The 19,213-nt window shown below is 60.5% G+C and carries 20 protein-coding genes; 16 read left to right on the forward strand and 4 right to left on the reverse strand.

What is annotated here, in order from left to right; all coding sequences use genetic code 11:
* The first annotated feature begins 1 nt into the window (after nucleotide 1).
* From AC3ITA_RS04195 to hisC, 10 genes are all read left to right on the forward strand, one after another.
* Entirely contained in the window at nucleotides 2-811 is an 810-nt protein-coding gene (locus AC3ITA_RS04195) for an ATP-binding cassette domain-containing protein (protein ID WP_008001295.1), read from the forward strand.
* Nucleotides 811-1,608, forward strand: coding sequence for a lipid asymmetry maintenance ABC transporter permease subunit MlaE (gene mlaE / locus AC3ITA_RS04200; RefSeq protein ID WP_095944271.1), 798 nt, complete (start codon nucleotides 811-813; stop codon nucleotides 1,606-1,608). The genes AC3ITA_RS04195 and mlaE overlap by 1 nt, the downstream gene beginning before the upstream one ends.
* Nucleotides 1,608-2,075 (forward strand): outer membrane lipid asymmetry maintenance protein MlaD, encoded by a 468-nt coding sequence (gene mlaD, locus AC3ITA_RS04205; protein ID WP_095944272.1) that lies wholly within the window; start codon nucleotides 1,608-1,610, stop codon nucleotides 2,073-2,075. Before mlaE ends, mlaD begins: the two co-directional genes overlap by 1 nt.
* Before the next feature lie 11 nt (nucleotides 2,076-2,086).
* Nucleotides 2,087-2,740, forward strand: coding sequence for an MlaC/ttg2D family ABC transporter substrate-binding protein (locus AC3ITA_RS04210; protein ID WP_095944273.1), 654 nt, complete (start codon nucleotides 2,087-2,089; stop codon nucleotides 2,738-2,740).
* Complete coding sequence (locus AC3ITA_RS04215; RefSeq protein WP_150672189.1) at nucleotides 2,737-3,042, forward strand: STAS domain-containing protein; 306 nt, start codon at nucleotides 2,737-2,739, stop codon at nucleotides 3,040-3,042. Before AC3ITA_RS04210 ends, AC3ITA_RS04215 begins: the two co-directional genes overlap by 4 nt.
* Before the next feature lie 114 nt (nucleotides 3,043-3,156).
* Entirely contained in the window at nucleotides 3,157-3,396 is a 240-nt protein-coding gene (locus AC3ITA_RS04220) for a BolA family protein (protein ID WP_020796650.1), read from the forward strand.
* Between the two features lie 22 nt (nucleotides 3,397-3,418).
* On the forward strand, nucleotides 3,419-4,684 hold the full coding sequence (murA, locus tag AC3ITA_RS04225; RefSeq protein ID WP_095944275.1) for a UDP-N-acetylglucosamine 1-carboxyvinyltransferase: 1,266 nt from the start codon (nucleotides 3,419-3,421) through the stop codon (nucleotides 4,682-4,684).
* A 128-nt stretch (nucleotides 4,685-4,812) separates the two neighbouring features.
* Nucleotides 4,813-5,448, forward strand: coding sequence for an ATP phosphoribosyltransferase (gene hisG / locus AC3ITA_RS04230; protein WP_008018703.1), 636 nt, complete (start codon nucleotides 4,813-4,815; stop codon nucleotides 5,446-5,448).
* A 125-nt stretch (nucleotides 5,449-5,573) separates the two neighbouring features.
* On the forward strand, nucleotides 5,574-6,911 hold the full coding sequence (gene hisD / locus AC3ITA_RS04235; protein ID WP_095944276.1) for a histidinol dehydrogenase: 1,338 nt from the start codon (nucleotides 5,574-5,576) through the stop codon (nucleotides 6,909-6,911).
* 2 nt (nucleotides 6,912-6,913) lie between these two features.
* Nucleotides 6,914-7,966 carry a histidinol-phosphate transaminase gene (gene hisC, locus AC3ITA_RS04240; protein WP_095944277.1) on the forward strand — a complete coding sequence of 351 codons (1,053 nt, stop codon included), beginning with the start codon at nucleotides 6,914-6,916 and terminating at the stop codon, nucleotides 7,964-7,966.
* Nucleotides 7,967-8,082: 116 nt separating this feature from the next.
* Here hisC and algW read toward each other — a convergent pair whose 3' ends face one another.
* The gene (gene algW, locus AC3ITA_RS04245; RefSeq protein WP_095944278.1) at nucleotides 8,083-9,243 is read right to left on the reverse strand and encodes a Do family serine endopeptidase AlgW; all 1,161 of its coding nucleotides are present in this window, start codon (nucleotides 9,241-9,243) and stop codon (nucleotides 8,083-8,085) included.
* A gap of 103 nt (nucleotides 9,244-9,346) precedes the next feature.
* Here algW and AC3ITA_RS04250 point away from each other — a divergent pair, with 103 nt between their 5' ends.
* The 3 genes from AC3ITA_RS04250 (at nucleotide 9,347) to cysN (ending at nucleotide 13,190) form a co-directional block, all read left to right on the forward strand.
* The gene (locus AC3ITA_RS04250; RefSeq protein WP_150672188.1) at nucleotides 9,347-10,105 is read left to right on the forward strand and encodes a Nif3-like dinuclear metal center hexameric protein; all 759 of its coding nucleotides are present in this window, start codon (nucleotides 9,347-9,349) and stop codon (nucleotides 10,103-10,105) included.
* Between the two features lie 259 nt (nucleotides 10,106-10,364).
* A complete protein-coding gene (gene cysD / locus AC3ITA_RS04255) occupies nucleotides 10,365-11,282 on the forward strand; it encodes a sulfate adenylyltransferase subunit CysD (protein ID WP_008046199.1) in 918 nt (305 codons plus the stop codon).
* A gap of 9 nt (nucleotides 11,283-11,291) precedes the next feature.
* A complete protein-coding gene (gene cysN / locus AC3ITA_RS04260) occupies nucleotides 11,292-13,190 on the forward strand; it encodes a sulfate adenylyltransferase subunit CysN (protein ID WP_150672187.1) in 1,899 nt (632 codons plus the stop codon).
* A gap of 174 nt (nucleotides 13,191-13,364) precedes the next feature.
* Here cysN and yihG read toward each other — a convergent pair whose 3' ends face one another.
* From yihG to AC3ITA_RS04275, 3 genes are read right to left on the reverse strand one after another with little or no spacing between them, the layout of a single operon-like run.
* Nucleotides 13,365-14,270 (reverse strand): 1-acylglycerol-3-phosphate O-acyltransferase, YihG family, encoded by a 906-nt coding sequence (gene yihG / locus AC3ITA_RS04265; protein WP_489279556.1) that lies wholly within the window; start codon nucleotides 14,268-14,270, stop codon nucleotides 13,365-13,367.
* Nucleotides 14,271-16,370, reverse strand: coding sequence for a phosphate acetyltransferase (pta, locus tag AC3ITA_RS04270; protein ID WP_489279557.1), 2,100 nt, complete (start codon nucleotides 16,368-16,370; stop codon nucleotides 14,271-14,273).
* Nucleotides 16,371-16,430: 60 nt separating this feature from the next.
* Nucleotides 16,431-16,757 (reverse strand): DUF3565 domain-containing protein, encoded by a 327-nt coding sequence (locus AC3ITA_RS04275; RefSeq protein WP_414929764.1) that lies wholly within the window; start codon nucleotides 16,755-16,757, stop codon nucleotides 16,431-16,433.
* Between AC3ITA_RS04275 and AC3ITA_RS04280 the strand changes: the two genes are divergently transcribed.
* The 3 genes from AC3ITA_RS04280 (at nucleotide 16,726) to AC3ITA_RS04290 (ending at nucleotide 19,116) form a co-directional block, all read left to right on the forward strand.
* Nucleotides 16,726-17,211: an FKBP-type peptidyl-prolyl cis-trans isomerase gene (locus AC3ITA_RS04280; protein WP_007901600.1), complete on the forward strand. Its 486-nt coding sequence runs from the start codon at nucleotides 16,726-16,728 to the stop codon at nucleotides 17,209-17,211. The two genes, AC3ITA_RS04275 and AC3ITA_RS04280, sit on opposite strands and share 32 nt — an antisense overlap.
* A 122-nt stretch (nucleotides 17,212-17,333) precedes the next feature.
* Complete coding sequence (locus AC3ITA_RS04285) at nucleotides 17,334-17,816, forward strand: glutathione peroxidase (protein ID WP_095944284.1); 483 nt, start codon at nucleotides 17,334-17,336, stop codon at nucleotides 17,814-17,816.
* A 196-nt stretch (nucleotides 17,817-18,012) separates the two neighbouring features.
* Nucleotides 18,013-19,116 carry an NADH:flavin oxidoreductase gene (locus tag AC3ITA_RS04290; protein ID WP_095944285.1) on the forward strand — a complete coding sequence of 368 codons (1,104 nt, stop codon included), beginning with the start codon at nucleotides 18,013-18,015 and terminating at the stop codon, nucleotides 19,114-19,116.
* The last annotated feature ends 97 nt before the right edge of the window (nucleotides 19,117-19,213 follow it).

Here is a 19,213-nt window from a genome sequence, read left to right on the forward strand (position 1 = left end):
GATGAGTGCCGATAACGCCTACGCGGTCGAGCTGAAGGGACTGTCCTTCAAGCGCGGTGCGCGCAGCATTTTCAATAATGTCGATATCCGTATCCCGCGCGGCAAGGTCACCGGCATCATGGGGCCTTCCGGGTGTGGCAAGACCACGCTCCTGCGTCTGATGGGCGCCCAGCTGCGGCCCACCAAGGGTGAAGTCTGGGTCAACGGTCAGAACCTGCCGAAACTGTCGCGCAGCGACCTGTTCGATGCGCGCAAGCACATGGGCGTGTTGTTTCAGAGCGGCGCACTGTTTACCGACCTCGATGTCTTCGAGAACGTCGCTTTTCCGTTGCGGGTTCACACGCAACTGCCGGAAGAAATGATCCGTGACATCGTCCTGCTCAAGCTGCAGGCCGTGGGCTTGCGCGGTGCCATCGAACTGATGCCTGACGAGCTTTCCGGCGGCATGAAGCGCCGTGTTGCGCTGGCCCGGGCGATCGCTCTCGATCCACAGATCCTCATGTACGACGAGCCGTTTGTCGGCCAGGACCCCATCGCAATGGGCGTTCTGGTGCGCCTGATTCGTTTGCTCAACGATGCGCTGGGCATCACCAGCATCGTGGTATCCCACGATCTGGCCGAGACCGCGAGCATTGCCGATTACATTTATGTGGTGGGCGATGGTCAGGTGTTGGGGCAGGGTACGCCGGACGAGTTGATGAACTCGGATGAACCGCGCATTCGCCAGTTCATGACCGGCGAACCCGATGGCCCGGTTCCGTACCACTTTCCAGCGACGGATTACCGCGCAGATCTTCTGGGGAAGCGCTGATGCGCAGAATTTCATTGATAGAACGCGTTCGCCGCTTCGGCCAGGCCGGCATCGATGTGCTGGCGGTGTTCGGGCGTTCGAGCCTGTTCCTGTTCCATGCCTTGCTCGGCCGGGGCGGTATCGGTGGCGGCTTCGGGCTGCTGGTCAAGCAGTTGCATTCGGTGGGCGTGATGTCCCTGGTGATCATCGTGGTCTCCGGGGTGTTCATCGGTATGGTGCTGGCGCTGCAGGGCTTCAACATTCTTTCCAGCTATGGTTCAGAGCAGGCCGTCGGGCAGATGGTGGCGCTGACGCTGCTGCGTGAGCTGGGGCCGGTGGTGACCGCCTTGCTGTTCGCCGGGCGCGCAGGTTCGGCGTTGACCGCCGAAATCGGCAACATGAAGTCCACCGAGCAGTTGTCCAGCCTGGAAATGATCGGGGTCGACCCGCTCAAGTACATCATCGCGCCACGCTTGTGGGCCGGTTTCATTTCCCTGCCGGTGCTGGCGATGATTTTCAGCGTGGTGGGTATCTGGGGCGGCTCGTGGGTGGCGGTCGACTGGCTGGGAGTCTATGAAGGTTCCTATTGGTCGAACATGCAGAACAGCGTGACGTTCACCGAAGACGTACTCAACGGGATCGTCAAAAGCGTCGTCTTTGCCTTTGTCGTGACCTGGATCGCCGTATTCCAAGGCTATGACTGCGAACCCACTTCCGAGGGGATCAGTCGTGCCACTACCAAGACCGTTGTGTATGCCTCGTTGGCAGTACTCGGCCTGGACTTTATTCTGACCGCCTTGATGTTTGGAGATTTCTGATGCAAAACCGCACCCTGGAAATCGGTGTCGGCCTTTTCTTGCTGGCTGGCATCCTGGCTTTGCTCTTGTTGGCGTTGCGGGTCAGTGGTCTGTCCCCGACTTCGAGCACCGACACGTATAAACTTTACGCCTACTTCGACAATATCGCCGGTTTGACGGTCAGAGCAAAGGTGACCATGGCCGGTGTGACCATCGGCAAGGTCACGGCCATCGATCTGGATCGCGACAGTTTCACCGGTCGGGTGACCATGCAGCTGGAAAAACGCATCGATAATCTGCCGGCGGACTCCACTGCATCTATCCTGACCGCTGGCCTGTTGGGCGAGAAGTACATCGGCATCAGCGTGGGCGGGGAAGACACCCTGCTCAAGGATGGTGGAACCATCCATGACACGCAGTCATCGCTGGTGCTCGAAGACCTGATCGGTAAATTCCTGCTCAATACCGTTAGCAAAGAAGCTAAATGAGGAACAGTTAAATGATCTCTACCTTGCGACGTGGCCTGTTGGTAATGCTCGCGGTGTTTCCGTTGGTGTCCCATGCCGTGGCGGCGCCTTCGGCGCACGATCTGGTGCAGGACACAACCAACCGTATGCTCGCGGACCTGGCTGCAAACAAAGAGAAGTACAAGCAGGACCCGCAGGACTTCTATACGGCGCTGAACAACATCGTCGGGCCGGTTGTGGATGCCGAGGGCATTTCCAAGAGCATCATGACGGTCAAATACTCTAAGAAAGCTACGCCTGCGCAAATGAAGACCTTCGAAGAAAACTTCAAGAAGGGTCTGTTCCAGTTCTACGGCAATGCCCTGCTGGAGTACAACAACCAGGGCATCACCGTTGAGCCGGCCAAAGACGAGTCGGGCGACCGTACCAGCGTTGGCATGACCGTCAAGGGCAGCAGCGGCGCGATCTATCCAGTGTCCTACACGCTGGAAAAGATCAACGGCGAGTGGAAGCTGCGTAACGTCATCATCAACGGCATCAACATCGGCAAGCTGTTCCGCGATCAGTTCGCCGATGCGATGCAGCGTAATGGCAACGACCTGGACAAGACCATCAACGGTTGGGCCGGGGAAGTCGCCAAGGCCAAGGAAGCCACCGACAAGAAGCCGGAGCAGTCAGCCCAATGAGTGAGTCGGCAGTCCGGATGGACGAAGCGGGCGAGCTGCTCCTTAGTGGCGTGCTGGATTACCGCAGCGGCCCTGGCCTGCGCGAGCAGGGCAAGGCGCTGATCAAGGCCAGCAAGGCTGCGGCGCTGGTGGTCGATTGCTCGGCGGTGACCAAGTCCAGCAGTGTCGGTTTGTCGTTGCTGCTGTGCTTTATCCGAGATGCGCAGGCAGCCGGCAAGACCCTGAGCATCCACGGGATGCCCGAAGACATGCGTGAAATCGCTCAGGTCAGCGAGCTGACCGAGCTGTTGGCGCATCCCTAACCCGCATCTATGAACAAGCCCCCCGTCCGAGTCCTGCTTGGCGGGGTTCGCAGGCGCGGGGCTTTTTTGTATGATGTCCGACCCGCGCGCACAGGGCGCCGATTGAGGTTGAGCATGCAGGCCAACGAAGTTAAGAGCTTTCTTGAAGGAAAGCTGCCCGGAACGAAAGTGGAAGTCGAGGGCGAAGGCTGCAATTTCCAGCTGAACGTGATTAGCGATGAACTGGCGGCGTTGAGCCCGGTGAAGCGTCAGCAGCAGGTCTATGCCCATTTGAACCCATGGATCACCGATGGCAGCATCCATGCGGTCACTATGAAATTTTTCAGCAGCGCGGCCTGGGCCGAGCGCACCTGAGCCCAAGGGCGTCGAGATTCTTATGGATAAATTGATTATTACTGGCGGTGCTCGTCTTGACGGCGAAATCCGCATCTCCGGGGCAAAGAACTCTGCCTTGCCGATCCTGGCTGCCACTTTGCTGTGCGATGGCCCGGTGACCGTGGCCAACCTGCCGCACCTGCACGACATCACCACCATGATCGAGCTGTTCGGGCGCATGGGTATTGAACCTGTGATCGACGAGAAACTCGCCGTCGAAATCGACCCGCGCACCATCAAGACGCTGATCGCACCGTACGAACTGGTTAAGACCATGCGTGCGTCGATCCTGGTGCTGGGCCCGATGGTTGCCCGTTTCGGTGAAGCCGAAGTCGCCTTGCCTGGCGGTTGCGCCATCGGTTCGCGTCCGGTTGACCTGCACATCCGTGGCCTGGAAGCCATGGGTGCGGTCATCGACGTCGAAGGCGGCTACATCAAGGCCAAGGCGCCTGAAGGCGGCCTGCGCGGTGCGCACTTCTTCTTCGATACCGTCAGTGTGACCGGTACCGAAAACATCATGATGGCTGCCGCCCTGGCCAAGGGCCGTAGCGTGCTGGCCAACGCGGCGCGCGAGCCGGAAGTGGTCGACCTGGCGAACTTCCTGAACGCCATGGGCGCCAAGGTTTCCGGCGCCGGCACCGACACCATCACCATCGATGGCGTCGAGCGTCTGCACACCACCACTTATAAAGTAATGCCCGACCGTATCGAAACCGGCACCTACCTGGTGGCGGCGGCGGTGACCGGTGGTCGTGTGAAGGTCAAGGATACGGATCCGACTATCCTCGAAGCCGTTCTGGAAAAACTCCGTGAGTCCGGTGCCGAAATCACCTGCGGCGAAGACTGGATCGAGCTGAACATGCACGGCAAGCGTCCGAAAGCCGTCAACGTGCGGACCGCTCCGTACCCGGCGTTCCCGACCGACATGCAGGCGCAGTTCATCTCCCTCAACGCCATTGCCGAAGGCACTGGTGCCGTGATCGAGACGATCTTCGAAAACCGCTTCATGCACGTTTACGAACTGCACCGCATGGGCGCTCACATCCAGGTCGAAGGCAACACCGCGATCGTTACCGGGATCGAAAAGCTCAAGGGCGCGCCAGTCATGGCCACCGACCTGCGTGCTTCGGCCAGCCTGGTGATCTCGGCGCTGATCGCCGAAGGCGATACCCTGATCGATCGCATCTACCACATAGACCGTGGTTACGAGTGCATCGAAGAGAAACTGCAGATGCTCGGCGCCAAGATCCGCCGCGTACCGGGCTAGTTTCTGCTGCATGGGCATAAGGATGTGCCCGTTGAATTGTTGTAAAGTCGAGCCGGTTTCCGGCTCGATGTGTGTCCGGCGCCATTTGCGACCGGGCATGAGTACCTTGATAAGGACTGACGTTTCCCATGTTGACCATCGCACTGTCCAAGGGCCGCATCCTTGACGACACCCTGCCGCTTCTGGCTGAAGCGGGCATCGTGCCGACCGAGAATCCGGACAAGAGCCGCAAGCTGATCATTCCCACGACCCAGGAAGATGTACGCCTGCTGATCGTGCGCGCCACCGACGTGCCGACTTACGTCGAACATGGTGCCGCCGACCTCGGTGTCGCCGGTAAAGATGTGCTGATGGAATATGGTGGCCAGGGCCTGTACGAGCCTCTGGACCTGCAAATTGCCCAGTGCAAGTTGATGACGGCCGGCAAGGTCGGTGCAGTCGAGCCCAAGGGGCGTCTGCGCATCGCCACCAAGTTCGTCAACGTTGCCAAGCGTTATTACGCTGAACAGGGTCGTCAGGTCGACATCATCAAGCTGTACGGCTCGATGGAACTGGCACCGCTGATCGGCCTTGCCGACAAGATCATCGACGTGGTCGACACCGGCAACACGCTGAGGGCCAACGGCCTGGAACCACAGGATTTCATTGCGGCCATCAGCTCCCGGCTGATCGTCAACAAAGCATCGATGAAGATGCAGCACGCCCGTATCCAGGCGTTGATCGACACCCTGCGCAAGGCAGTGGAGTCTCGACACCGCGGCTGATTCACCTGCGCGACGTTAAGTCGCGCCCGTCTATCCGCCTCATAGCCAGAATTCTCAGGTGCCCAAGCGGATGGAGTGCTAGCTTCGGGCGCCTGAGTTTTTGCCATTCCTATGAGGCTCTCGCTATGACCGCACCGACTGCAATTCGCCGACTCAACGCTGCTGACCCGGATTTCGCGCATCATCTGGATCATCTGCTGAGCTGGGAAAGTGTGTCTGACGACTCGGTCAATCAGCGGGTGCTGGACATCATCAAGGCCGTGCGTGAGCGCGGTGACGCGGCACTGGTGGACTTTACCCGCCAGTTCGACGGCCTGGACGTGAAGTCCATGGCCGACCTGATTCTGCCGCGCGAGCGTCTGGAACTGGCGCTGACCCGCATCTCCGTGCCTCAGCGCGAAGCCCTGGAAGTCGCCGCGGCTCGTGTGCGTAGCTACCACGAAAAACAGAAGCAGGACTCCTGGAGCTACACCGAGGCCGACGGCACCGTGCTGGGCCAGAAAGTCACGCCGCTGGACCGCGCCGGTCTGTACGTGCCAGGTGGCAAGGCGTCGTACCCGTCGTCGGTATTGATGAACGCGATTCCGGCCAAGGTCGCCGGCGTCACCGAAGTGGTCATGGTGGTACCGACCCCGCGCGGTGAAATCAATGAACTGGTGCTGGCCGCTGCCTGCATCGCCGGTGTCGACCGCGTGTTCACCATCGGTGGTGCTCAAGCCGTTGCCGCATTGGCTTACGGCACCGAAAGCGTACCGAAGGTCGACAAGGTCGTTGGGCCGGGTAACATCTATGTCGCCACCGCCAAGCGCCACGTGTTTGGCCAGGTCGGTATCGACATGATCGCCGGTCCCTCCGAGATCCTCGTGGTGTGCGACGGCCAGACCGATCCGGACTGGATCGCCATGGACCTGTTCTCCCAGGCCGAGCACGACGAAGACGCCCAGGCAATCCTGGTCAGCCCCGACGCCGAGTTCCTCGACAAAGTCGCCGCCAGCATCGCCAAACTGATGCCAACCATGGAACGCGCCGCGATCATCGAAACCTCGATCAATGGCCGTGGTGCGCTGATCAAGGTTCGCGACATGGAGCAAGCCATCGAAGTGGCCAACCGCATCGCGCCGGAACACCTCGAATTGTCCGTTGCCGATCCACAAGCCTGGCTGCCGCAGATCCGCCACGCCGGTGCGATCTTCATGGGGCGTCACACCTCCGAGGCCCTGGGCGACTACTGCGCAGGTCCCAACCACGTGTTGCCGACCTCCGGCACTGCGCGCTTTTCTTCGCCGCTGGGCGTGTATGACTTCCAGAAACGTTCGTCGATCATCTTCTGCTCCGAGCAGGGCGCGTCCGTACTGGGCAAGACCGCTTCCGTGCTGGCCCGTGGCGAGTCGCTGACCGCTCACGCTCGCAGCGCCGAATACCGCATCGTTGACGAGCTCTTTAATGAAGAGCAGGGGGAGTGAACATGAGTAAATTCTGGAGCCCGTTCGTCAAGAATCTGGTGCCGTACGTGCCGGGCGAACAGCCGAAACTGGCGAAGCTGGTGAAACTCAACACCAACGAAAACCCGTACGGTCCATCGCCGAAAGCCTTGGCTGCGATGCAAACCGAACTCAATGACAACCTGCGCCTGTACCCGGACCCCAATAGCGATCTGCTGAAGAACGCGGTCGCCAAATACTATGGCGTGCGGAGCAACCAGGTGTTCCTCGGCAACGGTTCCGATGAAGTGCTGGCGCACATCTTCCACGGTTTGCTGCAGCACGATCAGCCGCTGCTGTTCCCGGACATCAGCTACAGCTTCTACCCGGTCTACTGCGGGTTGTACGGCATCAAGTTCGACGCGGTGCCGCTGGACGAGCAGTTCCAGATCAACCCGACGGACTACGCCAGGCCGAACGGCGGGATCATCTTCCCCAACCCGAACGCACCGACCGGCTGCCTGTTGGCGCTGGAGGCGGTGGAGCAGATTCTCAAGGCCAGCCCGGATTCCGTGGTGGTGGTGGATGAGGCCTACATCGACTTCGGCGGTGAGACGGCAATCTCCCTGGTGGACCGTTATCCGAACCTGCTGGTGACCCAGACCCTGTCCAAGTCCCGCTCCCTGGCGGGTCTACGGGTTGGTTTGGCGGTCGGCCATCCGGACCTGATCGAAGCGCTGGAGCGGATCAAGAACAGCTTCAACTCCTATCCGCTGGACCGCATGGCGAATGTCGGCGCTGCCGCGGCGTTCGAGGATCGCGAGTATTTCGACAAGACCTGCCGGTTGGTGATCGAGAATCGCGAGAAGGTCGTTGCACAGTTGGAGGAGAAGGGTTTTGAAGTGCTGCCATCGGCGGCGAACTTCATTTTTGCCCGTCATCCCCGGTACGATGCGGCGGGGCTTGCGGCGAAGTTGCGTGAGCAAGGCGTGATCGTCCGGCACTTCAAGCAGGAGCGGATTGCCCAGTTCCTGCGGATCTCCATCGGCACGCCTGAGCAGAATCAGGCGCTGATCGACGGCCTTGGCGATCTCTAAAACGCCACTTCCCCCTGTAGGAGCGAGTCTGCTCGCGATGGTGTGTCAGATAAATCAACGGTGACTGACACACCATCGCGAGCAGGCTCGCTCCTACAAAGGGCGGTGTGAGCTGCTTACTCTTCTTCTTTATCTTTGACCGGAGCCGGTGGCGGACGCAGGCCGACTTCCGCCATCAGCTTGAGTTCCTTGCCGTTGCGCATCACCTCGATCGCGACCTTGTCGGTCGGCTTGATCCGCGCCACCTGATTCATCGAGCGACGGCCATCACCGGCCGGTTCACCATCGATGGCAAGAATCACATCACCCAGTTGCAGGCCGGCCTTCTGTGCCGGACCATCGCGGAAAATCCCCGCCACGACAATGCCCGGGCGCCCGGACAAGCCGAACGACTCGGCCAGTTCCTGGGTCAGCGGCTGCACTTCGATACCCAGCCAGCCACGAATCACCTGGCCGTGCTCGATGATTGACTTCATCACTTCCATCGCCAGCTTCACCGGGATCGCGAAACCAATGCCCTGGGAGCCCCCGGACTTGGAGAAAATCGCCGTGTTGATGCCGGTCAGGTTGCCAATGGCATCCACCAGCGCACCGCCTGAGTTGCCTGGGTTGATCGCCGCATCGGTCTGGATGAAGTCTTCGTAGTTGTTCAGGCCCAGCTGGTTGCGCCCGGTGGCGCTGATGATGCCCATGGTCACGGTCTGGCCGACGCCGAACGGGTTGCCGATGGCCAGCGCGACGTCGCCGATGCGGATGTTGTCGGAACGCCCCACGGTAATCGCCGGCAGGTTCTTCAGGTCGATTTTCAGAACTGCGAGGTCAGTCTCCGGGTCGCTGCCGATCACCCGCGCCAGGGTTTCCCGGCCGTCCTTGAGCGCCACCACGATCTGGTCGGCGCCGCTGGTCACGTGGTTGTTGGTCAGGATGTAGCCTTCCGGGCTCATGATCACGCCGGAACCGAGGCTCGACTCCATGCGTTTCTGCTTGGGCGAGTTATCGCCGAAGAAGCGCCGGAACTGCGGATCTTCGAACAACGGATGATTGGGTTTGTTGATGACTTTGGTGGTGTACAGGTTCACCACCGATGGCGCCGCGGTGGATACCGCTTCGGCATAAGACACCGGGCCCAGTTGCATGCTGGTGGTTTGCGGCGCTTGTTGCAGATTGACGTCGAGGCTCGGGAGCCCGACCCACTGCGGGTAACGCTGGATTATCAAAAGAGCGACAAGCACGCCGGCCAACAGCGGCCAGCCGGAAAAACGCAGCGCCTTGAGCATTAAGCAGTTCCTGAGAGAGTTGCAGGCGGTATGAGACCGCTCATAATGACGCGCATTATACGAGGCCGCACGCGCCTCTGAACGGGATATTTAGGAGTCTTTTATGGCCGTCGCCCTGAGCACCCTGGTTGAAGAAGCCGACCGCTACCTCAACAGCGCCAGAATCGCCGATTATTGCCCCAACGGCTTGCAAGTCGAAGGCCGTCCGCAAGTGATGCGCATTGTCAGTGGCGTCACCGCCAGCCAGGCCTTGCTCGATGCGGCCGTGGAAGCCAATGCCGATCTGGTGCTGGTGCATCACGGCTACTTCTGGAAAGGCGAGAACCCGTGCATCACCGGCATGAAACAGCGCCGCTTGAAGACCTTGCTCAAGCACGACATCAGCCTGTTGTCTTATCACCTGCCGCTGGACCTGCACCCGGACGTGGGCAATAACGTGCAGCTCGCGCGGCAGCTTGACATCACCGTCGAAGGTCCGCTGGACCCCGACAACCTGAAGATTGTCGGCCTGGTCGGCTCACTCAGCGAGCCGATGATGCCCCGGGATTTCGCTCGCCGCGTCCAGGAGGTGATGGGGCGTGAGCCGCTGTTGATCGAAGGCAGCGCCATGATCCGCCGCGTCGGCTGGTGCACTGGTGGTGGCCAGGGTTACATCGATCAGGCCATTCTGGCCGGTGTCGATCTGTACCTCAGTGGCGAGGCTTCCGAGCAAACTTTCCACAGCGCCCGGGAAAACGACATCAGCTTCATCGCCGCCGGTCACCATGCGACCGAGCGCTACGGCGTTCAGGCGCTGGGGGATTATCTGGCTCGCCGGTTTGCGCTGGAGCACATCTTCATCGATTGCCCGAATCCGATCTGACGAAACGCCATCCCTGTAGGCGCGAGCTCGCTCGCGATGAACCTGAGAACACCGCAGGGTGTCAGGCTCCCAGCGTTATCGTTGACGACCATCGCGAGCAGGCTCGCTCCTACAGGGGGTGCGTTTGGCCCAAACGCCGGGGCATATTCATATGCTCTTTCGATCTAGTTGGCGTCCTGATTAGAAGTGGTCGCTGTGCTAGCATCCCCGCTCGAACACGGCCCGCTGGCCGTTCATAAGAAAGTTTTCGTGAGTAGCCATGGTCGACAAACTGACGCATCTGAAACAGCTGGAGGCGGAAAGCATCCACATCATCCGCGAGGTGGCCGCCGAGTTCGATAACCCGGTGATGCTGTACTCCATCGGTAAAGACTCCGCCGTGATGCTGCATCTGGCACGCAAGGCGTTCTTCCCGGGCAAGCTGCCGTTTCCGGTGATGCACGTCGACACTCGCTGGAAATTCAAGGAGATGTACAGCTTCCGCGACAAGATGGTCGCCGAGCTGGGCCTTGACCTGATCACCCACGTCAACCCGGACGGCGTGGCGCAGGACATCAACCCGTTCACCCACGGCAGCGCCAAGCACACCGATATCATGAAGACCGAGGGCCTGAAGCAGGCACTCGACAAGTATGGTTTCGACGCAGCATTCGGCGGCGCCCGTCGCGATGAAGAGAAATCCCGCGCCAAAGAGCGCGTGTACTCGTTCCGCGACAGCAAGCACCGCTGGGATCCGAAAAACCAGCGTCCCGAGCTGTGGAACGTCTACAACGGCAAGGTCAACAAGGGCGAGTCGATCCGCGTCTTCCCGCTGTCGAACTGGACCGAGCTGGACATCTGGCAGTACATCTATCTTGAAGGCATCCCGATCGTCCCGCTGTACTTCGCTGCCGAGCGTGAAGTCATCGAGAAGAACGGCACGCTGATCATGATCGACGACGAGCGCATCCTCGAGCACCTGAGCGATGAGGACAAAGCGCGCATCGTCAAAAAGAAAGTGCGTTTCCGTACCCTTGGTTGCTACCCGTTGACGGGCGCGGTGGAGTCCGAGGCCGAAAGCCTCACGGACATCATTCAGGAAATGCTCCTGACGCGAACTTCCGAGCGCCAGGGCCGTGTCATCGACCACGATGGCGCCGGCTCCATGGAAGACAAAAAACGTCAGGGTTATTTCTAAGGGGTTGTCATGTCGCACGTATCTGATTTGATCAGCGAGGACATCCTCGCCTACCTGGGCCAGCACGAACGTAAAGAGCTGCTGCGCTTTCTGACCTGCGGTAACGTCGACGACGGCAAGAGCACCCTGATCGGGCGCCTGCTGCACGACTCCAAGATGATCTACGAAGATCACCTGGAAGCCATTACCCGCGACTCGAAAAAAGTCGGCACCACCGGTGAAGACATCGACCTGGCGCTGCTGGTCGACGGCCTGCAGGCCGAGCGCGAACAAGGCATCACCATCGATGTCGCGTACCGCTATTTCTCCACCGCCAAGCGCAAATTCATCATCGCCGACACCCCGGGCCATGAGCAGTACACCCGCAACATGGCCACTGGTGCCTCCACCTGTGACCTGGCGATCATCCTGGTCGACGCCCGTTACGGCGTGCAGACCCAGACCCGTCGCCACAGCTTCATTGCCTCGTTGCTGGGCATCAAGCACATAGTCGTGGCCATCAACAAGATGGACCTCAAGGACTTCGACCAGGGTGTGTTCGAGTCGATCAAGGCCGATTACCTGCAGTTCGCCGAAGGCTTGAAGATGAAGCCCACCACGATGCACTTCGTGCCGATGTCGGCTTTGAAGGGCGACAACGTGGTGAACAAGTCCGAGCGCTCGCCGTGGTACACCGGCCAGTCGCTGATGGAAATTCTCGAGACCGTGGAAGTGGCGGGCGATCGCAACTTCACCGACCTGCGTTTTCCGGTGCAGTACGTCAACCGTCCGAACCTGAACTTCCGTGGCTTCGCCGGTACGCTGGCCAGCGGCATCGTCAAGAAAGGCGACGAAGTCGTGGTGCTGCCGTCGGGCAAGAGCAGCCGCGTGAAGTCCATCGTCACCTTCGAAGGTGAGCTGGAGCATGCAGGTCCAGGTCAGGCTGTCACGCTGACCATGGAAGACGAAATCGATATCTCCCGTGGCGACCTGTTGGTTCACGCCGACAACGTGCCGCCGGTGACCGACAGCTTCGAAGCCATGCTGGTGTGGATGGCTGAAGAGCCGATGCTGCCGGGCAAGAAATACGACATCAAGCGCGCCACCAGTTACGTGCCAGGCTCCATCGCCAGCATCGTCAACAAGGTCGACGTGAACACCCTGGAAGAAGGTCCGGCCAGCGCGTTGCAGCTGAACGAAATCGGCAAGGTCAAGATCGCGCTCGATGCGCCGATTGCCCTCGACGGTTACGACAGCAACCGCACCACCGGCGCCTTCATCATCATCGACCGCTTGACCAACGGCACCGTTGGCGCGGGCATGATCGTCGCCCAGCCTTTGGTCCATGGCACCAGCACGCACCACGGCAAACTGGCCCACGTCGCCACCGAAGAACGCGCACAGCGCTTCGGCCAGCAACCGGCCACCGTGTTGTTCAGCGGCTTGTCGGGCGCGGGCAAAAGCACCCTGGCGTATGCCGTTGAACGCAAGCTGTTCGACCTGGGGCGTGCGGTGTTCGTACTCGATGGCCAGAACCTGCGTCACGACCTGAACAAAGGTCTGCCACAGGATCGCGCCGGGCGTACCGAGAACTGGCGTCGTGCCGCCCACGTTGCGCGTCAGTTCAACGAAGCCGGTCTGTTGACCCTCGCGGCGTTCGTTGCCCCGAGTGCCGAAGGGCGTGAACAGGCACGGGAACTGATCGGCAAGGAACGTCTGCTGACGGTCTACGTCCAGGCTTCGCCGACGGTCTGCGCCGAGCGCGATCCGCAAGGTTTGTACGCCGCGGCCGGGGATAACATCCCGGGCGACTCCTTCCCGTACGACGTGCCGCTGGATGCCGATCTGGTGATCGACACCCAGTCCGTTTCGCTGGAAGAAGGCGTGAAGCAAGTGCTGGGTCTGCTGCGTGAGCGTGGTGCGATCTAAGCGCTAGCCGGAAAATGAAAAACCCGCCGATGAGTAATCACCGGCGGGTTTTTTTTTATTTCAGATCGACTCGGTCAACTGTAGGAGTGAGCCTGCTCGCGATAGCGGTGGATCAGTCGACATAAATTCTGAATGTACGACCGCTATCGCGAGCAGGCTCGCTCCTACAGGGGATTAGTGTTTGCCTGGATACTCCCGATGCATCTGTTCCAGCAACGCATCCTTGTCCTGCCACAACTGGTTGATCCAGCCCTGAAACTGCAAACGGTATTCGCCGTCCTGGTCATAGTTCTTGCCAATGAACTGCGGCGGAATCTTCAGCTCTTCAAAGTGCACCACCACGTCCGCCACATTCCCGCACAGCAAATCCCAGAAACCCGGACGCCCGGCAGGGTAGTGGATGGTCACGTTGACCAGGGATTCAAGCTGCTCGCCCATCGCATCCAGCACAAAGGCAATGCCGCCAGCCTTGGCCTTGAGCAGGTACTTGAAGGGCGACTGCTGTTGCTTGTGCTTGCCCTCGGTGAAGCGCGTGCCTTCGACGAAATTGAAAATGCCCACCGGGTTGTCGCGGAATTTCGCACAGGTCTTGCGGGTGGTTTCCAGGTCCTTGCCTTTCTTCTCCGGGTGCTTCTCCAGATAGGCCTTGGAGTAGCGTTTCATGAACGGAAAGCCCAGCGCCCACCACGCCAGACCGATAACCGGCACCCAGATCAGCTCCTGCTTGAGAAAGAACTTCAACGGTTGAATGCGCCGGTTGAGCACGTATTGCAGCACCAGGATGTCGACCCAGCTCTGGTGGTTGCTGGTGATCAGGTACGAGTGCTGATAGTCGAGGCCTTGCAAGCCGCTGATGTGCCAGCGTGTGCGGCGCACCAGGTTCATCCAGCCTTTGTTGAGGCTGATCCAGGCTTCGTGGGTATGGCTCATCAGCCAGCCCGCGAGGCGCTGGGTGAGGGCGAACGGCAATACCTTGACGAGCGCCACGCAGAACAGGAACGAGCAGAGCAGAATCGTGTTCAGTGCCAACAGCAGCGAGGCGATCACGCCCCGCAGCGGAGCAGGTAGGAAGTCCAGCATTTACACATCCATAGGTCGGTTGGCAGCTTGAATCGCGGTCAATGCGATGGTGTAGACGATGTCATCGACCTGCGCGCCGCGCGGCAAATCGTTCACCGGTTTGCGCAGGCCTTGCAGCATCGGCCCAAGGCTCACGCAGTCGGCGCTACGTTGTACGGCCTTGTGCGTGGTGTTGCCGGTGTTGAGGTCGGGGAACACGTACACCGTGGCACGACCGGCCACCTGACTGTTCGGCGCCAGTTGCCGGGCCACGCTTTCGTTGGCGGCGGTGTCGTACTGCAAGGGGCCGTCGATCAGCAGTGAGTGCTGTTGTTCGTGGGCGAGCAGGGTCGCCTCGCGGACCTTCTCGACCTCTTCGCCGCTGTCCGACTCGCCGCTGGAGTAGCTGATCATCGCCACCCGTGGCGTGATGCCGAATGCGGCGGCCGAGTCAGCGCTTTGCAGGGCGATCTCGGCCAGTTCGCTGGCGCTCGGGTGCGGGTTCATCACGCAGTCGCCGTACACCAGTACCTCTTCCGGGAACAGCATGAAGAACACCGACGACACCAGGGTGCAGCCCGGCGCGGTTTTGATCAGTTGCAGGGCCGGGCGGATGGTGTTGGCGGTGGTGTTGATTATGCCCGACACGAGGCCGTCGACTTCATCCAGGGCCAGCATCATGGTGCCGATCACCACGGTGTCTTCCAGTTGTTGCTCGGCCATCGGCGCGTTGAGGCTTTTGCTTTTGCGCAGCGCGACCATGGGCTCGACATAGCGCTCGCGGATCGAGTCCGGATCGATGATTTCCAGTCCCGGCGGCAACTCGATGCCCTGGGCGCGGGCGACGGCCTGCACGTCCTCGGGCTTGGCCAGCAACACACAGCGAGCGATGCCACGGGCCTGGCAGATCGCGGCAGCCTGCACGGTCAGCGGCTCGCTGCCTTCAGGCAGCACGATGCGCTTGTTGGCCGCCTGGGCGCGCTGGATCAATTGATAGCGGAACACCGCTGGCGACAGGCGCATCTCCCGTGGTGTACCGCAGCGCTGGTGCAACCAGTTGGCATCGAGATGGCCGGCGATGAAATCGGTGATGATTTCGGCGCGCTCGCGGTCGTCGATGGGGATTTCCTTGTTCAGGCCATTGAGCAGGTTGGCGGTGTCATAGGAACCGGTACTCACCGACAGCACCGGCAACCCGGCCTGCAGGGCGCCGCGACACAGGTCCATGATGCGCGGGTCGGGCAGGGTGTCGCTGGTCAGCAGCAGGCCGGCGAGCGGCACGCCGTTCAAGGCCGCGAGGCTGACGGCGAGGATGATGTCGTCGCGGTCGCCGGGGGTCACCACCAGCACGCCGGGCTTGAGCAACTCCACGGTGTTGCGCATGGTGCGGGCGCAAATGATGATCTTGGTCATGCGCCGGGTTTCGTAATCACCGGCGTTGAGCACTTGCGCGCCCATCAGGTCGGCGACGTCGCGGGTGCGCGGGGCGTTCAGTTCCGGCTGGAACGGAATGCAGCCGAGCAAGCGGAAATCACCACTGCGCAGCAACGGCGAATGTTCCTTCAGGCGCGAGGCGAAGGCCTCCATGCTTTCTTCGGTCTTGACCTTGTTGAGGATCACGCCGAGGACTTTCGGGTCTTTCGGACCACCGAACAATTGCGCCTGCAACTCGACGCGGCCCGACAGTTCGGTCAGCACTTCGTTTTCCGGTGCCGAGACCAGGATCACTTCGGCGTCGAGGCTCTTGGCCAGGTGCAGGTTGACCCGCGCGGCGTAACTGGCGCTGCGGGTCGGCACCATGCCTTCGACGATCAGCACGTCCTTGCCGATGGCCGCCTGCTGATAAAGGGCGATGATTTCTTCGAGCAGTTCATCGAGCTGACCGTCGCCGAGCATGCGCTCGACATGGGCCAGGCCCAGGGGCTGTGGCGGTTTCAAGCCGTGGGTACGGGCCACCAGTTCGGTGGAACGTTCCGGGCCCGTGTCGCCTGGATGCGGCTGGGCAATCGGCTTGAAGAAACCGACCTTGAGCCCGGCGCGCTCAAGGGTGCGCACCAGCCCGAGGCTGATGGAGGTCAGACCCACACCAAAATCGGTGGGCGCGATAAAAAAAGTTTGCATGCGGATTCTCTAAAGGTGCATTGCAAAGGCGATGACCTATAACTGGTCGTCTACCGAAATTCAGTCGCCAAGGTTATCGCTAACCGAGCCTTGTGCGCACCAACCACAATCAAAGGCTTGGCCTGTTTTTTTCTGGCGCTGCGCAGGATCCATGACCCAGGCGCGCGATTGCCATGGCGGCTGGTGCCGCAGGTGTTGGGTGTGGCCGCAGGAAAGCTCGGCCACCCAGTGGCCGTCCTCGTCCTGATGGAAGCCTGTGATCGTCGAAACCCGTTTGTCCGGGTTGTGTTCGCTTTCGGACGATTGCTTCGCTAAACTTGGCCTTTCTATATTCTTATGCAAAAGGTCTCGCCCCATGCTGATCGCCGCCAATAAGGCTGTCTCCATCGACTATACCCTGACCAACGACGCTGGTGAGGTCATCGACAGCTCCGCCGGCGGCGCGCCGCTGGTCTACCTGCAAGGCGCAGGCAACATCATCCCGGGCCTGGAAAAGGCTCTGGAAGGCAAGGCTGTCGGCGACGAGCTGACCGTAGCCGTTGAGCCGGAAGACGCTTACGGCGAATACGCTGCCGAACTGGTCAGCACCCTGAGCCGCAGCATGTTCGAAGGCGTCGACGAGCTGGAAGTGGGCATGCAGTTCCACGCTTCCGCTCCGGACGGCCAGATGCAGATCGTGACCATCCGTGATCTGGACGGCGACGACGTCACCGTTGACGGCAACCACCCGTTGGCCGGTCAGCGCCTGAATTTCCAGGTCAAGATCATCGACATCCGTGACGCCAGCCAGGAAGAAATCGCTCATGGCCACGTCCATGGCGAAGGTGGCCATCACCACTGATTTCTGCGCTAAGCTCAGATAACTGGAGAGGCGCCCTGTGGGCGCCTTTTTAGTCTGCGGTCGTCCCTGACGACACCGCCAAGTGGCTGTTTCGAGAAGAACACGGGAATCTGGAGTACGCCATGAGTGCTTTTCACGACCTTAAATTGACAGCCCTGGATGGACAGGAGCTACCTTTGGCGCCTTTCAAGGGCCAAGTCGTACTGGTGGTCAACGTCGCTTCCAAATGCGGTCTGACCCCGCAGTACGCGGCGCTGGAAAACCTCTACCAGCAATTCAAGGCCAAGGGCTTCAGCGTCCTTGGCTTGCCGTGCAACCAGTTTGCCGGGCAGGAACCGGGGACCGAGCGGGAGATCAAGGATTTTTGCAGCCTCAACTATGGCGTGACCTTTCCGTTGTCCAGCAAGCTGGAAGTCAACGGGCATGATCGTCATCAGTTGTACCGCTTGCTGGCGGGCGAGGGCGCGGAGTTTCCCGGCGACATCACCTGGAACTTCGAGAAGTTCCTGCTGGGCAAGGACGGCCGTGTACTGGCTCGGTTCTCGCCACGTACGGCACCGGATGATCCGAGCATTATTCACGCGATTGAAAAAGCGTTGAGCTGATATCTCCCCCTCCCTGTAGGAGCGAGCCTGCTCGCGATGGTTGTAGGAACACCGCGGGGCATCAGACCGCCAGCGTTATCGTTGACCACCATCGCGAGCAAGCTCACTCCTACATCACCAAAATCAATAATGCTGTTCAATGTGTTGGACACTCCATATTATCACCGTCATAAAGTTACTTCCCGTGGAGCGTCCCATGCCCGTCAAAGCCCTGTTCAAACCGTTCCACCTCGGCACCCTCGAACTGCCGACCCGCGTCGTCATGGCGCCGATGACCCGCTCCTTTTCCCCAGGCGGCGTGCCTAACTCCAAAGTGATCGAGTACTACCGTCGTCGCGCCGCGGCGGGCGTCGGCCTGATCATCACCGAAGGCACCACCGTCGGTCACAAGGCGTCCAACGGTTATCCGAACGTTCCGCATTTCTACGGTGAAGCGGCCCTGGCCGGCTGGAAGAAAGTCGTCGACGCCGTTCACGCCGAAGGCGGCAAGATCGTTCCGCAGCTGTGGCACGTGGGCAGTGTGCGCCGTATCGGCACCGAGCCGGACGCCAGCGTGCCGGGTTATGGCCCGTCGGAAAAACTGAAGGAAGGTCAGGTCGTGGTGCACGGCATGACCAGACAAGACATCCAGGACGTGATCGCCGCGTTCGCCCAGGCCGCCAGGGATGCCCAGAGCATCGGCATGGACGGCGTGGAAATCCACGGTGCCCACGGTTATCTGGTGGACCAGTTCTTCTGGGAAGGCAGCAACCAGCGTACGGACGATTACGGCGGCAGCCTGGCCAACCGTTCGCGTTTTGCCATTGAATTGATTCAGGCCGTGCGTGCGGCGGTCGGTGAAGGTTTCCCGATCATCTTCCGCTTCTCCCAGTGGAAGCAGCAGGACTACACCGCACGTCTGGTGCAAACCCCGGAAGCCTTGGGCGAGTTCCTCAAGCCGTTGGCTGACGCGGGCGTGGATATTTTCCACTGCTCGACCCGCCGCTTCTGGGAGCCGGAGTTCGACGGTTCCGAGCTGAACCTGGCCGGCTGGACCCGCCAACTCACCGGCAAGCCAACCATCACCGTGGGCAGCGTCGGCCTGGACGGCGAGTTCCTGCAGTTCATGGTCAACACCGATAAGGTCGCGCAGCCGGCCAGCCTGGAAAAGCTGCTGGAGCGCCTGAACAACGACGAGTTCGACCTGGTGGCCGTTGGTCGCGCGCTGCTGGTGGACCCGGACTGGGCACAGAAAGTGCGCGATGGCCGTGAGGAAGACATTCTGCCGTTCAGTCGTGAGGCGTTGATGACACTGGTTTAAGCCTGATCAAGCCCCATCGCCAGCAGGCTGGCTCCCACAGTTAACCGCGTTCCACCTGAGGCAATGCGGTCTAATGTGGGAGCTAGCCTGCTAGCGA

The organism is Pseudomonas sp. GL_090 (assembly GCF_057837765.1).

Coding starts and splice junctions, on each gene's coding strand:
- AC3ITA_RS04195 (WP_008001295.1), top strand. CDS start 2: ATGAGTGCCGATAACGCCTACGCGGTCGAGCTGAAGGGACTGTCCTTC.
- mlaE (WP_095944271.1), top strand. CDS start 811: ATGCGCAGAATTTCATTGATAGAACGCGTTCGCCGCTTCGGCCAGGCC.
- mlaD (WP_095944272.1), top strand. CDS start 1,608: ATGCAAAACCGCACCCTGGAAATCGGTGTCGGCCTTTTCTTGCTGGCT.
- AC3ITA_RS04210 (WP_095944273.1), top strand. CDS start 2,087: ATGATCTCTACCTTGCGACGTGGCCTGTTGGTAATGCTCGCGGTGTTT.
- AC3ITA_RS04215 (WP_150672189.1), top strand. CDS start 2,737: ATGAGTGAGTCGGCAGTCCGGATGGACGAAGCGGGCGAGCTGCTCCTT.
- AC3ITA_RS04220 (WP_020796650.1), top strand. CDS start 3,157: ATGCAGGCCAACGAAGTTAAGAGCTTTCTTGAAGGAAAGCTGCCCGGA.
- murA (WP_095944275.1), top strand. CDS start 3,419: ATGGATAAATTGATTATTACTGGCGGTGCTCGTCTTGACGGCGAAATC.
- hisG (WP_008018703.1), top strand. CDS start 4,813: ATGTTGACCATCGCACTGTCCAAGGGCCGCATCCTTGACGACACCCTG.
- hisD (WP_095944276.1), top strand. CDS start 5,574: ATGACCGCACCGACTGCAATTCGCCGACTCAACGCTGCTGACCCGGAT.
- hisC (WP_095944277.1), top strand. CDS start 6,914: ATGAGTAAATTCTGGAGCCCGTTCGTCAAGAATCTGGTGCCGTACGTG.
- algW (WP_095944278.1), bottom strand. CDS start 9,243: ATGCTCAAGGCGCTGCGTTTTTCCGGCTGGCCGCTGTTGGCCGGCGTG.
- AC3ITA_RS04250 (WP_150672188.1), top strand. CDS start 9,347: ATGGCCGTCGCCCTGAGCACCCTGGTTGAAGAAGCCGACCGCTACCTC.
- cysD (WP_008046199.1), top strand. CDS start 10,365: ATGGTCGACAAACTGACGCATCTGAAACAGCTGGAGGCGGAAAGCATC.
- cysN (WP_150672187.1), top strand. CDS start 11,292: ATGTCGCACGTATCTGATTTGATCAGCGAGGACATCCTCGCCTACCTG.
- yihG (WP_489279556.1), bottom strand. CDS start 14,270: ATGCTGGACTTCCTACCTGCTCCGCTGCGGGGCGTGATCGCCTCGCTG.
- pta (WP_489279557.1), bottom strand. CDS start 16,370: ATGCAAACTTTTTTTATCGCGCCCACCGATTTTGGTGTGGGTCTGACC.
- AC3ITA_RS04280 (WP_007901600.1), top strand. CDS start 16,726: ATGCTGATCGCCGCCAATAAGGCTGTCTCCATCGACTATACCCTGACC.
- AC3ITA_RS04275 (WP_414929764.1), bottom strand. CDS start 16,757: ATGGAGACAGCCTTATTGGCGGCGATCAGCATGGGGCGAGACCTTTTG.
- AC3ITA_RS04285 (WP_095944284.1), top strand. CDS start 17,334: ATGAGTGCTTTTCACGACCTTAAATTGACAGCCCTGGATGGACAGGAG.
- AC3ITA_RS04290 (WP_095944285.1), top strand. CDS start 18,013: ATGCCCGTCAAAGCCCTGTTCAAACCGTTCCACCTCGGCACCCTCGAA.